General features: G+C 70.0%; 13 protein-coding genes. 6 read left to right on the forward strand and 7 right to left on the reverse strand.

The annotated features are described in order from the left end of the window. Window positions 1-5: 5 nt before the first annotated feature. Window positions 6-614 carry a TetR/AcrR family transcriptional regulator gene (locus tag C8D87_RS02935; protein ID WP_233441872.1) on the forward strand — a complete coding sequence of 203 codons (609 nt, stop codon included), beginning with the start codon at window positions 6-8 and terminating at the stop codon, window positions 612-614. A gap of 167 nt (window positions 615-781) precedes the next feature. On the opposite strand, the gene C8D87_RS02940 is transcribed toward C8D87_RS02935, so the two are convergent. The 6 genes from C8D87_RS02940 to mptB all read right to left on the reverse strand — a co-directional run bounded on the left by C8D87_RS02940 (window position 782) and on the right by mptB (window position 6667). After that, window positions 782-1342, reverse strand: a complete 561-nt coding sequence (locus tag C8D87_RS02940) for a helix-turn-helix domain-containing protein (protein WP_109639668.1) — start codon at window positions 1340-1342, stop codon at window positions 782-784. Next, a complete protein-coding gene (locus C8D87_RS02945) occupies window positions 1342-2022 on the reverse strand; it encodes an alanyl-tRNA editing protein (RefSeq protein WP_215732144.1) in 681 nt (226 codons plus the stop codon). The genes C8D87_RS02940 and C8D87_RS02945 overlap by 1 nt, the downstream gene beginning before the upstream one ends. A 19-nt stretch (window positions 2023-2041) precedes the next feature. After that, on the reverse strand, window positions 2042-2668 hold the full coding sequence (locus tag C8D87_RS02950; RefSeq protein WP_112225431.1) for a DUF2238 domain-containing protein: 627 nt from the start codon (window positions 2666-2668) through the stop codon (window positions 2042-2044). A 69-nt stretch (window positions 2669-2737) separates the two neighbouring features. After that, on the reverse strand, window positions 2738-3973 hold the full coding sequence (locus C8D87_RS02955; protein WP_112225432.1) for a glycosyltransferase 87 family protein: 1236 nt from the start codon (window positions 3971-3973) through the stop codon (window positions 2738-2740). After that, window positions 3970-5169, reverse strand: coding sequence for a glycosyltransferase 87 family protein (locus tag C8D87_RS02960; RefSeq protein ID WP_233441873.1), 1200 nt, complete (start codon window positions 5167-5169; stop codon window positions 3970-3972). The genes C8D87_RS02955 and C8D87_RS02960 overlap by 4 nt, the downstream gene beginning before the upstream one ends. Continuing rightward, window positions 5162-6667, reverse strand: coding sequence for a polyprenol phosphomannose-dependent alpha 1,6 mannosyltransferase MptB (gene mptB, locus C8D87_RS02965; RefSeq protein WP_325049614.1), 1506 nt, complete (start codon window positions 6665-6667; stop codon window positions 5162-5164). Before mptB ends, C8D87_RS02960 begins: the two co-directional genes overlap by 8 nt. 217 nt (window positions 6668-6884) lie before the next feature. Between mptB and C8D87_RS02970 the strand changes: the two genes are divergently transcribed. From C8D87_RS02970 to C8D87_RS02980, 3 genes are all read left to right on the forward strand, one after another. Further along, on the forward strand, window positions 6885-8168 hold the full coding sequence (locus tag C8D87_RS02970) for a glycosyltransferase (protein WP_112225433.1): 1284 nt from the start codon (window positions 6885-6887) through the stop codon (window positions 8166-8168). Between the two features lie 81 nt (window positions 8169-8249). After that, window positions 8250-9329, forward strand: coding sequence for an NAD(P)H-dependent amine dehydrogenase family protein (locus C8D87_RS02975; protein WP_112225434.1), 1080 nt, complete (start codon window positions 8250-8252; stop codon window positions 9327-9329). Further along, complete coding sequence (locus C8D87_RS02980; protein ID WP_112225435.1) at window positions 9326-9805, forward strand: carboxymuconolactone decarboxylase family protein; 480 nt, start codon at window positions 9326-9328, stop codon at window positions 9803-9805. The genes C8D87_RS02975 and C8D87_RS02980 overlap by 4 nt, the downstream gene beginning before the upstream one ends. Before the next feature lie 16 nt (window positions 9806-9821). Here C8D87_RS02980 and C8D87_RS02985 read toward each other — a convergent pair whose 3' ends face one another. Then, complete coding sequence (locus C8D87_RS02985) at window positions 9822-11369, reverse strand: FAD-dependent oxidoreductase (protein ID WP_459178190.1); 1548 nt, start codon at window positions 11367-11369, stop codon at window positions 9822-9824. Window positions 11370-11851: 482 nt separating this feature from the next. On the opposite strand from C8D87_RS02985, the gene dinB reads away from it, so the two are divergent. Together dinB and C8D87_RS03000 are read left to right on the forward strand one after the other, a co-directional pair. After that, entirely contained in the window at window positions 11852-13036 is a 1185-nt protein-coding gene (gene dinB / locus C8D87_RS02990) for a DNA polymerase IV (RefSeq protein ID WP_112225437.1), read from the forward strand. Window positions 13037-13206: 170 nt separating this feature from the next. After that, complete coding sequence (locus C8D87_RS03000; RefSeq protein WP_170166254.1) at window positions 13207-13812, forward strand: LysR family substrate-binding domain-containing protein; 606 nt, start codon at window positions 13207-13209, stop codon at window positions 13810-13812. The last annotated feature ends 76 nt before the right edge of the window (window positions 13813-13888 follow it).

Genomic DNA, 13888 nt, shown 5'->3' on the forward strand with positions numbered 1-13888 from the left:
GCGGCGTGGAACCTGTCGCGCTGCCGCTGGGCCGGCCCCGTGAGGAGCGGGCCGACGCCGCGCGCAACCGCGCCCACCTGATCGACGTCGCGCGCCGGATGGTGGCGGAACTGGGCGCCGACAAGGTCACCATGGACGGCCTCGCCGAACGGGCGGGGCTGGGCAAGGGCACGGTGTTCCGCCGCTTCCGCACCCGTGCGGGCATCTTCCTCGCGCTGCTCGACGAGGAGGAGAAGCACTTCCAGCAACGGCTGCTGAGCGGACCACCACCGCTCGGTCCCGGTGCGCCGGCGGTCGAGCGGCTGGTCGCGTTCGGCCGGGCACGCCTGGAGTTCCTCCTGGAGCACATGGTGCTGGCGCGTGCCTCGCTCGACCCGAGCCAGCCGGTTCCTCTCGACGAGAGCCCGTCGCTGTTCCACGTGCGGATGCTGCTGGGCGAGGCGTGCCCGGACGTGGCCGCGACCGGCCCCCTGGCGCTGCAGCTGGTCGCCGCGCTGGAAGGCCCTGTCCTGCTGTACCTGCAGAGCGCGGACGGCCCGGATCTCGCCACCGCGGTGGACGACCTGATCGCGAGCTGGCAGGTCCTGGCCGAGCGCGTCTGCGGCGTCAGCTGAGCGCGCTCATGGCGGTCACCAGCCCGTCGACGTCCTCCGGGTGTCGGTGCCGTACCCCGCGGCCCGGAGGCGGCGCGGGCGACGGCGTCGAGGATCTCCTACGTGGTCCCCGCGGACTTGTCACTGGCGAAGGCGTGCGCGTAGGCGGTCATGTGGCGGGGCTCTTTTCAGCTGACGATGGGCGAGGCGATCACGACGGTGACGTCCGCCGGTCCGGCGCCGGTGCGGTAGAGGTGGGGAGCGTCGCCGGCGAAGGCGAGGAGGTCGCCGGGCCTCAGTTCGCGCGGGGCGTCCGACGGGCCCGCGGTCAGCCGGCCGGAGACGACCAGCAGGTGCTCCACGGTGCCGGTCGCGTGCGGCACGCCGTCCAGCTCGGTGTTCTCCGGCATGCGCAACCGCCAGATCTCCAGGCTGTTGCCGCTGCTGATCCGGCGCAGCAGCTCACGGCCGACCTCGCCCTCGGCGATCTCGGTGCCCGGCACGTACACCGGGCCGGGATCGGTGTCGCGGGTCAGCAGGTCGGTCAGCGGGATCCGCAGCGCGATGGCGAGCGCGTCCAGCGTCTCCACCGTCGGGTTGCCCAGCCCGGCCTCCAGCTTGGACAGCGTCGCCTTGCTCAGGCCTGCACGGCGGGCCAGCTCCGAGCCGGTCATGCCGCGCTGCTCACGCCGCCGGCGGATCTGCGCGCCGACGGACGCGGCGGTGCTGCTCGTCGAGCGCCCCGCCATCACCGCGCCCCGTGCGCGGCGGAGTACGACACCCGGATCCGGCCCTTCTTGACCTTCAGCGTCGGCAGCACGAGATCTTCGAGGTCGCCGAGCGCGCGCACGTGCGTTCCCCCGCAAGGCGCCGCGTGCAGGGCACCCAGGCACACCACGCGCCGACCCCGCCCGTCTGTCTCGGCGGTCACCGGCAGGTTCTCGTCGACGGCCGCCGCGACCGCCTTGCGCAGCTCGGCGGTCACCTCCTCGCGGCCCGCCGGGTCGGCCAGCCGCGGGTCGTGCCCCGGATCGGCGAACTCGACGCGGGCCTGACCGGGGAAGTGGTTGTTGCCCGCCAGCTCCCACCCCCGCGCACGACCGGCAGCCTCGACGAGATGCCCGGCCGTGTGCAGCGCGGCGTGCGTCAGCCGCAGCTGGAGGTCGATCCGGGCCCGGACCCGTTGTCCCACGGCGAGCACCGGCCCCTCGGTCACCACCAGCCCCGACTCGGCCCGGACCGGCACGACCTCGACGTCGTCGAGCCATCCCCGGTCAGCGGGCTGACCACCGCCCTGCGGGTGGAACAGGCAGTGCTCGACGGCGGCCCACGGCCGTCCGTCCCGCTCCCCCACCGCGATCACCGTGGTGTCGGCCTGATCCGCGTAGGTGTCGTCGAGGTAGGTCCTGACCTGCATCGGGTACTCCAAGCGTTGAACGATACGTTTACTATATCGAACGCTGGAGCTGACGGTCGTGGATCCGGCGCCACACGAGCAACGAGACGATCGCGCCGCACAGGCACAGGAACATGTCCCACTGCGTGTCCCACTGGTCGCCTTGCGTGCCGAGGAAGTCGTCCGCCCCGCTGCCGAGAGCGAGCGCGCTGAACCACTCGACGAACTCGAAACAGGCGCTGATCGTGAGACACACGCACACGGTGAGGAAGCCGGTCCAGCCGCCGGGTCGCAACGGTGTCCGGCGCAGCAACACCTCCCGGACAGCGACCGCGGGCACGAAGCCCTGAACGACGTGCGCGAAGCGGTCGTAGTTGTTGCGCTGGGTGCCGAACAGTTCCTGCGCCCACTCCCCGAGCGGCGTCTCCGCGTACGTGTACTGCCCGCCGTAGCAGAGCACCAGCGCGTGCAGCACCAACAGCCAGGTGAGCAACCTGGTCAACGGGAACCGCTTGTGCAGCACGACCACCAGCGGGAGTCCGATCAGGACCCACACCACCTCGAGCAGCCAGGTGCCGGGCGACCTCGCCAGCACACCGGTCACCACCAGCGCGGCGACCACGACGCCCGCCAGCACCCATCCCTCGGTCCGGCCCACACCGCGCACTTCGTGTTCCATGCCGGGAGAACCTATGGGAAACCGCCACCGACGCGGACGCGCCGGCCGATCCGGTTACCTCATCTACATCTATCCGACGGTGTTCATCGGCCTGACGGTGTCCTTCAGGTCCGTCGAGCGGATTCGCATGGTGCCGGCGAGCGCGACCGCGATGACGACCAGCGTGACCAGCGCCAGCGCGGGATAGGCCCACCCGACCGCCGACAGCCAGCCGGGCCGGCTGATCGTCCAGATCGTCGGCTGCCGGCGCAGCTGGAACGCGATCACGTCCCAGAACATGACGGGACACCACAGCACCAGCAAGGTGATGCGCGCCCACGTCGCGATCCGCGTGTACACCAGCCAGATCAGCAGCGGAGCGACCCACACCCAGTGGTGGTCCCACGAGATCGGCGAGAGCAGCAAACCGAGGAACTGCACGGTCACCACACCGATCAGCGCGTCGCCCGCCCGCACAGCCGCCCGCAGCGCGAACCCGGCCAGCACCACCGCCGCCACCGCGGCGATCAACCAGGGCCACGACGGGCCCACGTCGTAACCGAAGGTGCGCGACAACGCCCCGCGCAGCGACTGGTTGTGCGCGGTGGCGACCGGGCCCACCCGGTCCGGGTCGCCGAACAGCACGAACCAGTACTGCTTGGCCTGGTTGAAGTCCACCAGGAAGCCGAGTCCGACGCTCGCCGCGAACGCGACGATCGACCACACCGCGGCTGCCCACCTGCGGGTGGCGAGGAAGTACAGGCCCGAGATCGCGGGCACGAGCTTCACGCCCGCCGTCAGGCCGATCCCGGCGCCCGCGACGCGCTGGTCGCGCGCCACCATCGCGGCGAGCACGACGGCCGCCAGCACCAGGTTGATCTGTCCGAACTCGAAGGTGTGGAAGACCGGCATCATCCACAGCAGCACCGCGGTCCACAGGATCGCCCGCTGCCGCCACAGGCGCGCGTCGGTCGTCCAGCGCTCGCCCGCGATCAGCCGCAGCGTCACGCGCACGATCCAGTACAGGCACAGCACCGACAACAGCCGGAAGCTCCACTGGGCGAGGCCCCAGAACATCCACGTCATCGGCAGGAACACCAGCGCGCCGAACGGCGGGTAGGTGAACGGCAGCGGGAAGTCAGGCGGCGAGTGCGGCGAGGTCACCTGGTACAGGTCGCCCTCGAGCACGTGCGGAGCCAGCGACCAGTACACGTACAGGTCGATCGACTCGTTGCCGAACCCGGTGACGATGACCCACGTGCGGGCGACCGCGGAGATCGCGAGCAGCCAGGGAGCGACGGCCAGGAGCCGCTGTTCCAGTTTCACAGCGCGACCTCCGCGCGTCGTCCCACGCGGAGCAGCCTCGGCACGGCCGCGAGGGTGAGCAGTCCGAGCGCCGGGTAGACCCAGCCGAGCGCGGCCAGCGGCCACGGCCTCGGAATGTCCCAAATGGACGGTTGCTGGTTGATGAGGAAGGTGATGACGTCAGAGCCGGTGACGACGACCCACGCGACGGCGAGCGCCAGATGCCTTGCCCCGTAGGCCAGCCACAGCACCAGCGGGATGACCCACAACCAGTGGTGGCTCCACGAGATCGGCGAGATGAGCAGTCCGAAGAACTGCACCGCGAGCACCGCGGCCAACTGGTCCCCCGCCCGCACCGCGGCGCGCACGGCGAACCACGTCAGCGCGGCCGACACGGCCACCGCGAGTAGCCACGGCCAGGACATCTCGACGTCGTAACCGAAAGAGCGGGACAACGCGCCGCGCAGCGACTGGTTGATCGCCGAGCCCACCGGTCCCACCCGGTCCGCCGCACCGAGCAGCTCGAACCAGTAGCGCCACGAGTCCGGGGCCGACACGAGTAAGCCCAGCGCCACCGTGATCGCGAAACCGGCCGCCGACCACGCCGCCGCGGCGAACCTGCGGGTGGCGAGGAAGTACAGCACGGAGATCCCCGGCGTCAGCTTCATCCCGATGCCGGCGCCGACACCGAGTCCCGCCACCGCCTGCCGGGTCGACACCACGGCCGCGAACACCCCGGCGACCAGGACGAGGTTGATCTGTCCGAAGTCGAGGGTCTTGCGCACCGGCTCGCACCACAGCGCCACCGCGGTCCACAGCAACGCCCGGCGCGACCACGTGACGTCGCAGGGCTGATCCGCCCTGGCCGCCAGCAGCTTCAGCGCCGTCCGCACCAGCCACCACAGGCAGAGCACCGACAGCACCTGCCACACGATCCGCGCGGCGAGCCACGGCAGGGCCGACACCGGCAGGAACACCATCGCCGCGAACGGCGGGTAGGTGAACGGCAGCGGGAAGTCCGCCGTGAACGGCATGTTGATGTCGTAGAGCTGATCGGACAGGACGTTCGGAGCGAGGCTCCAGTAGACCTTGAGGTCGATCATTCCCCAGTTCGCCGGATTGCCCAGCGTCCAGGCGTACACGGCGAGCGACAGGCCCAGCACGAGTGGCGCGAACCTCAGTGCCCGGCTCTCGGCGGCCCGCACGAGCTCAACCACCGTTCCCCCTGACCAGTTGCGTCGGCTCGGTGACCGTCGGCGCGGGTTGCAGCAGCGACCGTCCGACCCACCAGCCGGCGACCACCGTGGCAGCGAAGTAGGGCCACCACACCCAGGGGTTCATGTCGTCGTACGTCCACCTGGCGACGATCGTGCCGTCAGGCAGCGTGACCAGCACCATCCAGACGGAAACGCCTGCCAGGACGGCGATCCCGCGTTCCTTCCACGCGAAGGCCGCGGCCAGTGCCAGCGCCCAGGTGAAGTACCACGGCAGCACCGACGGTGCGAGCAGTGACGCGGCGAGCAGGGCGATGGTGGCGCGCCTGACCGCCTCCACGCCGCCCTCCCGCGCGAGCCACCACTGCCGCACGAGCACGACGGCGAGCACTACCAGTCCCGCCGCGCGGAAGAAGCCGAGGAAGCCGTCGCGGGTGAAGCCGGGGACGTAGTGGCCCACGGAGTAGAAGAGGAGTTCCGCCGCGGCGCACGGCAGCGACATCCACGTCAGCAACGGGCCCTGTGACCGCAGCACGCTGATCCAGCCGAGGTCGACCCCCGCGACCACGGTGGCCGCGGCGAAGGTGGCCGCGAAGACCGCTCCGCCGGCACCCGCCGCCACGAGGAAACGCTGCCTGGCCGGACCGGTCAGCCGGGCCGCCCACACCCACACGAGGAAGGGCGCGACGAGCAGCGCTGTCGCTTTCACGGCGGCGGCCAGCGCGATGAACGCGAAGCCGGTGAGATGTCTGCGGTCCAGCACTTTGAGCACGCCGACCGCCATCAGGCCGACCATGAGGATGTCGTTGTGAGCACCGCCGATGCCCAGTGCCACCACCAACGGGTTGGCCACCGTGAGCCACAGCGCGACGGAGGTGCGTCCGCCGAGGTGTGCGGTGAGACGGGGAATCGCCCAGGCGAGCAGCACCAGGCCGGTCAGCACGGCGAGCCGCATGAAGATGGCGCCGAGGATGACGTTGTCACCGGTCAGGAAGACCGTCACCTTGCCCAGCAGGAGGAACAGCGGCCCGTAGGGCGACGGCGTCTCCTGCCAGAGCCCCGCCACGTTGCCCCGCAGCGGAAGATCCAGCACTGACGCGCCGCGCACGTACGGGTCGAAGCCGCGCAACGCGACGGCACCCTGCGCCAGGTAGCTGTAGACGTCGCGGCTGTAGAGCGGGGGCGCGATGATCAGCGGCGCGGTCCACGCCGCGGCGGCCACCGACACGATCCGGCCGCCCGCCTCGCCCTTGAGCACCATGCGGCCGAGCCGGACCCACGACAGCACCATGAGCCCGAGACCGGCGAACAGGACCATGAAGGCGAGGTCGTGGCCGTGCCCGTACCTGATCGCGTTCAGGATCGTCCCGCTCAGCAGCGGGTCCCTGCGCACGATCGCACCGGCTCCCAGGCCGCCGACGGCGAGCATGACGGCACCGATCACGCCTGGCCACAGGATTCGCCGCGGAATTCGCCGGAGCACAGCTCCAACAGCGGTCACAACAACTACGCGCCCTTCGTCCCCGGCGGCGAGCGCTGAGCAGCTGCGGGGTTAGTACAAAACGGATTGGCCTCGATGCAATCACAAGATCAATCCGCAGACCAGGAAGAAGTGTCGGAGGGATCCGATGCACAGTTCTGCCGGTGGTTCTGCCTGCGTTCCGCCTGCCGGACGGATAACGGCCTGGTCGTCGCCTGTGCCAACTACTCTCGCGAACATGCGCGCGTTGTGGGTGCCCGCGAGTCAGCTCGGTGCGGTCCTGCCGGTGATCCCGGTCGCGGAACACCTCGCGTCGAACGGGTGCGAGGTGACCGCCGTCGCGTCCGGCGCCCTGGAGCTGCACCGGCCCTCGGTCTCGGAGTCGGTGCGGTTCATCTCCTTTCCCACCACCGTGAAGCACACGGGCAGGGAGGAGGTGAGCGCGGCCAGCAGCCGCCTGGAGCACGTCGAGACGCAGGAGGAGAAGGAGCGGCGCATCTTCGCGCGGACCGTGCGGGAGATCGAGGACATCACCGCCGCCGTCAAGATGACCCGGCCCGACGTGATCCTCGGCGATCCGTTCGTCATGGGCACACCGCTCGCGGGCGAGCTCCTCGGCGTGCCGGTGGTGTCCCTGATCCACCACCTCTTCGACGAGGGCGCCTCGCACTACTGGCCGCACCAGCACGTGTGGATGCGCAGGAACCCGAAGAGCCCCGAGGGGTTCGTCGAGTGGTGGAACGGCCTGCGCTGCCGGCTCGGCCTGCCCCCGGAACCGAGACCCGCCGCGCAGGCCCAGTGGTGGCCGCACTCCCGCCACGCCTCGGTGCTGCTGACGCACCCGATGGTGCGTTATCGCCCCCGCCCGCTGCCCGCGTACGCCGGCCTCGCGCTGCCGCGGATGTGGGCCCCCTCCGCGGGGTACGGCGACGCCGAGTCCGTCGTGGACAGGATGACGGCCGGGCGAACGCCCCAGGTGCTGGTGACGAGTTCCTCGCTGTGGCAGCCGGACAGCGGCTTCGTGTGGTCGGCCATCGAGGCGTGCCGCGAGCTGGGCTGGGACGTCACCACGACCGTGCCGTCCGTCAAGGACTCCGGCAGCCGCGTGACGGCCGCCCACTCGTTCCTCCCGCACTCGCGCCTCCTCCCCGCGGCGGACGTCGTCGTGACGGGAGCCGGTCTGGGGACGGCACTGCGCGCCGTCGAGGCCAGGACTCCGCTCGTGCTCTGCCCGTCGAGGTGGACCAACCCGCGGTCCCGGAAGCGGGACACCACGCACATCGCCGAGGTGCTCACCGGCGCGGGCGTCGCCGAACGCGTCTTCCAGGAGGACGCGACCCCGGACGCGATGCGAGCCGCGCTGCAACGGCTCGTCGCGCGCCGCGACGAGGTGCGCCGCCGGTTCGGCGAGTTCGGTGCGGCGCTGGAGGACGGCCTGAGATCCAGGGCGGTCCTCGACACGGATGGCCTCTGCGAGCTGATCCGGCGCGTCGCGGAACGCGGACGTCCGGCGCCAGCCTGAGCCGCGGCCGAAAATTTCCGGTACCGCGGGTGACCCACGAGGACTATGCAACTGAAACGTGTTCTAGTTATCCTACGACGCATGATCGCCACAGTGGTGTGGGGCACGGGAAACGTCGGCCGTGCCGCGATTCGGGCCGTCGAGGCTCATCCGGCGCTGAAGCTGGCGGCGGTCGTCGTCCACAACCCGGACAAGGTCGGGCGGGACGCGGGCGTTCTCGCCGGGCTCGACGTCGAACTCGGGATCACGGCCACCAGCGACATCGACGCGGTGCTGGCCGCCAGTCCACGTGCCGTGGTGTACGCGGCCTCCGGCGACATCCGCCCGGACGACGCGCTCGCCGACATCACCAGGGCGATCCGGGCCGGCGCGGTCGTCGTCACGCCCTCGCTGTACGCGCTCTACGACCACCGCAGCGCGCCGCCGGAGCTACGAGAACCGGTTCTAACTGCCATCGCGGAGGGCGGTGGTTCGCTGTTCGTCTCCGGTGTCGACCCCGGCTGGGGCAACGACGTGCTGCCGTTGCTGATCAGCGGCCTGGGCAGCGAGATCGACGCGGTCCGCTGCCAGGAGATCTTCGACTACTCGACCTACGACCAGCCGGACGCGGTGCGGTGGCTGATCGGCATGGGCCAGCCGCTGGACTACCAGGCGCCGATGCTGATGCCGACGGTGCCGACCATGGTGTGGGGCGGTCAGATCCGGCTCATGGCCAGGGCGCTGGGTGTCGAGGTCGAGGAGATCCGCGAGACCGTCGACCGGCGTGCGCTCGACGCCGCGGTGACGACGCGGACCATGGGCGAGTTCGAGGCGGGCACGCAGGGTGCGATCCGGTTCGAGGTGCAGGGCATCGTCGGCGGCAAACCGCTCATCGTCATCGAGCACGTCACGCGCATCCACGCGTCGTGCGCCACGGACTGGCCGATGCCTCCGTCCGGGGACGGCGCGCACAAGGTGATCATCGAGGGGCGCCCGCGCATCGAGGTCTCGGTCGAGGCCACCGACGAGGGCGAGAACCGGTCCGCGGGCGGCAACGCGACAGCGGTCGGCCGGCTCGTGAACGCCATCGACTGGCTCGCCGCCGCGGATCCCGGCCTCTACGACGCGCTCGACGTCCCGCTGCGCCCCGCCACCGGCAAGCTCGGAAGGACCTCACGATGAACCTCGACATCCCCGAGGGCAAGGACCCGATCGCGTACGTGTGGGGGGAGATGGTGCCCGGCATCGGTGTCGCGGCGGCGAACTTCTCGCTGGCGGTGTACAGCCACACCACGCTCGGGCTGCGCGAGTTCGAGGCGGCGCGGCTGCGGATCGCGCAGATCAACGGGTGCATGTTCTGCATGGACTGGCGGACCGAGCGCGACGGGCAGAAGGTCGAGGAGGGGTTCCTCGACGCGGTGACCCAGTGGCGCACCACCGACACCTTCGACGACCGCACCAGGCTGGCCGCGGAGTACGCCGAGCGGTACGCACTGGATCACCACGGTCTCGACGAGGAGTTCTGGTCCCGCATGACCGCGCACTACAGTCAGGTGGAGATCGCGGAGCTGAGCATGTGCATCGGCTCGTGGCTCGCGTTCGGCAGGTTGAACCACGTGCTGGGCCTCGACGCCATGTGCGTGCTGCCCAAGTTCTGAGTCCTCCGCACCGGACTCACAGATCAGTCGCGATGATCTTCTCGATGTTCCGCTCGGCCAGCGCGGTGATGGTGACGAACGGGTTCACGGTGGTGTTGCCGGGAATCAGCGCACCGTCCATCACGTACAGACCGCTGTAGCCGTGCAGGCGGCCGTGGTTGTCGGTGGCCTTGTTCAGCACGGCGCCGCCGAGCGGGTGGTACGTCAGGTGGTCGCCCCAGACCTTGTAGACGCCGAAGAGGTCGGTCCGGTAGATCGTCCCCTCCTTCGCGTTGATCTTGTCGAAGATGGTCTTGGCGGCGTTGATGGACGTCTGCTTCCACGCGGTCTGCCAGTTGAGGTCGACCCTGCCCGCGGCGGCGTTCCACGAGAACTCGGCGCGGCTCGGCGTCCTGGTGATGGACAGGTAGAACGAGGCGTACGTCTCGATCCCCGTCGGCAGCGGGGCCACCTCCGCGAACGTGCCGCCCGCAGCCCAGTTGTCGATGCCCGCGGTGGGGATGGACGACTGCAGTGAGCCGGTCGGGTCCCACATGTGGTTGGCACGGCCGCACATGACGTTGCCGTTGTCGCCCCAGCCCTTGCCGATCTCGCCGTTGAGGTTCGGCAGCGCTCCGGTGGACTTGAGCTTCACCAGCAGCTTGCTCGTCCCGACGCTGCCCGCCGCGAAGAACACCTTGGCCGCCGTGACGCTCTTGGTCGCGACCGTGGCACCGGTGGTGTTGATCTGTTCGATGGTGACGGTGTAGCCGCCACCGGACGCGGGTGCGACCGACGTGACCTTGTGCAGCGGGGAGATCGTGACCCGGCCGGTCGCCCTGATCTTGCGCAGGTAGGTCTGCTGCAGGGACTTCTTGCCGTGGTTGTTGCCGTAGAGGATCTCGCCGGCCAGCGCCGACTTCGGGACGGTGCCGGCCGCCTCCTGCTTCATGTAGTTCCAGTCGTACACGTTGGGCACGTAGACGAACGGGAAACCGGACCGCTGGGCGTGTTTGCGGCCGACCCTGGCGTACTGGTAGCACGCGGTGGTGTCGAACCAGGCCGGGTCGATCATCGTGACCCCGAGCTCGGCGTTGGCGCGCGGGTAGTAGACGTTGTACATCTCGTCCGGGTTGACCGTCGGCAGGACCTCGCCGAAGTACTCACGGCGTGGCGTGACGGCCATGCCGCCGTTGACGAGCGACCCGCCACCGACACCGCGTCCCTGGTAGACGGTGATGCCGCCGAACTCCTCCGCGTCCAGGATCCCGGTGTAGCGCGGGACGTCCTTGTCGATCGGGAAGCCCAGGAAGTTGCTGATCGGCTGTTTCGTCCTGGTCCGCAACCAGTACGACCGCTGGTCCGGTGTCGTGGTGTTGGCGAAGATCTTGCCGTCCGCACCGGGCGTGTCCCACGCCAGACCCATTTCGATCATGTGGACGTCGACACCGGCCTGCGCGAGACGCAGGGCCGTCACGCAGCCGGCGTAACCGGTACCGATGACCAGAGCGGGCACGACGGCGGCGTCGGAGATGGTCGCGGAAGCGGAGGCTCGTGCCGCGGGACTCAGGCCGCCGAGGGCCACCGCTCCAAGAATAGAACCGGTTCCTGCGATGAACGTGCGTCGAGAGGGACCCTTGAAACCGTTGTCACACCTCATTGTGTGGGCCATGTGATCTTCCTCACTCTTGCCGTATGAGAACAAGTTATACCTGTGGTTCGGGGGCAAGTCACTACCTCGCCGTTCCGGTTCTCTGCGCCCATGAGGTGAAGGTCGGCCACCCTCGGCCGGATGCCGGACTCCCGGTTGATCCACTCTCGTGAGGTCTTTGCGCGGCAAGGAACCTCGGAGTGCCGCATTGGAGACTTCTCGCCGAGCGCCTGCACCGCCGGGGAAGCCCCCGCATGGCCGGGGCGAGCTGCTGGTGGCGTGCGCCGCGCCGTCCCGCTTCGCCCGGCGTGTCCGGCGGTCCTCGCTGAGGACACCCCGCCCGGCATCGAGACACTCGCGACCGTCGTAGGTGGACGAATTGAGCACTGTGCTGAACGAGTGATGGATGCGAACATGTGTTCGTGAGCCTCACGCCGATCCTGCACGCCGACCTGGACGCGTTCTACGCCGCCGTCGAGCAGCGGGACGACCCGCGCCTGCGCGGCCGCCCGGTGATCGTGGGCGGCGGCGTGGTGCTGGCGGCGAGCTACGAGGCCAAGGCGTTCGGCATCCGCACCGCGATGGGCGGCGCACGTGCACTGCGCCTCTGCCCTCACGCCGTCGTCGTGCCGCCGCGCATGTCCGCGTACTCCGCGGCGAGCAAGGCGGTCTTCGAGGTGTTCCGCGACACCACCCCGCTGGTGGAGGGCCTGTCGATCGACGAGGCGTTCCTCGACGTCGGCGGCCTGCACAGGATCGTCGGGCCACCGGAACTGATCGCCAGCCGGCTGCGTGAGCGCGTGCTCGGCGAGGTCGGCCTGCCCATCACCGTCGGGGTGGCCCGCACGAAGTTCCTCGCCAAGGTCGCGAGCGCCGTGGCCAAACCCGACGGCCTGCTGGTCGTGCCGGCCGACCGCGAGCTCGACTTCCTGCACCCGCTCCCGGTGCAGCGGCTGTGGGGCGTGGGCAAGGTGACCGCAGCCAAGCTGCACGACCTGGGCATCCGCACGGTCGGCCAGGTGGCCCGCCTCGACGAGACGGACCTGGTCTCGATCCTGGGCAAGGCGGCGGGCCGGCACCTGCACGCGTTGGCGCACAACCGCGACCCGCGCCCGGTCCTGGCCGGACGCCGCCGCCGCTCGATCGGCTCCCAGCGCGCCCTGGGCCGCGCGCCGCACGACCTCGACGCCATTCTCACCTCGCTCGTCGACGGCATCACACGACGGCTGCGCAACGCCCATCGCGCCTGCAGAACCGTCGTGCTGCGCCTGCGTTTCGCGGACTTCACCAGGGCGACGCGCTCGCACACGCTGATCCACCCGACAGCGGAGACCGGCCTCCTGCTGACCGCCGCACGGCTGCTTCTCACCGCCGCCCTGCCGGAAATCGCGAGCCGCGGCATCACGTTGCTCGGCGTGTCCCTGACCAACCTGAGCGACGAGGACACGATTCAGTTGATGCTGCCGTTCGACGACCACTCGCCCGGCGCGCTCGACTCCACATTGGACCGGCTGAAGGACCGGTTCGGCTCATCGTCGGTGACGCGGGCCGCGATGCTCGGCCGCGATCCCGGCATCTCGGTGCCGCTGCTACCGGACTAGTCGAACCTTCCCGGGATCGGCGCCAGCGGGTACTGGCGCCAGAAGAACGCGTCGGCGGCGTGCTGGTCGGCGGCGAAGTTCACCGCCTCCACGATCTTGCCGCCACGGATCCGGTACGCCAGCGTCCACGTGATGTCCAGACCCGCAGGCGTCGTGCTCCCGAGCGGAACGTGCTGCGGGTCGGGTTCACCGCCACCGGTGGTGGCACTTTCGCGCGCAACGCCCGAGAGGTGTTCAAGGAACGGTTTCCGGGCGTGACCGTTGAGCCGAAACGGTTCGACTGGGGCGGTGAGCCCCAGGCGCTGCGGGACGGCTTGGCGGACGTCGCTTTCGTGTGGTTGCCCGCGAACCTCCGGAAGTTGCACTCGGTGGTCGTCGCGACCGAACCGCGGTGGGTGGCCGTGCGCAAGACACATCCGTTGGCGGAAAAGGAGGAAGTCGGTATCGGCGACCTCCGGGACGAGCCCCTCATGTGGACGAAGCTGGCGCCGCGGGAGTGGGTGGACTGGTGGGCGGTCAACCCGCGGCCGGACGGGTCGGCGCCGGTGTGGGGGCCGGAGAACGAAAACGTCGAGGAGATGCTGGAGCACGTCGCCACCACGTCCGGGGTGTGCATCGGGCCGGAGTCGATGAAGAGCTTCTACGTGCACCCGGACCTCACCTGGCGGCCGATCGTCGGCGTCGAACCGCTGCGGATCGCGCTGGCCTGGCCGGAGCAGTCGGCCAACCCGCTGGTCCGGGAGTTCGTCGGCGTTGTGCGCCGACTGGAGTCTTGATCGCTCCACACCGTCAGGCCAAGGTGAGGGAAGTTCAGGTACCTGAACACCTCGGAAGCCGACGGCGTCAGACGAG

This window comes from Lentzea atacamensis, assembly GCF_003269295.1.
Lineage (GTDB): Bacteria > Actinomycetota > Actinomycetes > Mycobacteriales > Pseudonocardiaceae > Lentzea > Lentzea atacamensis.

Bases quoted from the DNA above. Each gene is read 5' to 3' on its own strand.
- C8D87_RS02980 (WP_112225435.1), top strand. From the start codon at position 9,326: ATGAACCTCGACATCCCCGAGGGCAAGGACCCGATCGCGTACGTGTGG.
- C8D87_RS02940 (WP_109639668.1), bottom strand. From the start codon at position 1,342: ATGGCGGGGCGCTCGACGAGCAGCACCGCCGCGTCCGTCGGCGCGCAG.
- C8D87_RS02950 (WP_112225431.1), bottom strand. From the start codon at position 2,668: ATGGAACACGAAGTGCGCGGTGTGGGCCGGACCGAGGGATGGGTGCTG.
- C8D87_RS02970 (WP_112225433.1), top strand. From the start codon at position 6,885: ATGCGCGCGTTGTGGGTGCCCGCGAGTCAGCTCGGTGCGGTCCTGCCG.
- C8D87_RS02975 (WP_112225434.1), top strand. From the start codon at position 8,250: ATGATCGCCACAGTGGTGTGGGGCACGGGAAACGTCGGCCGTGCCGCG.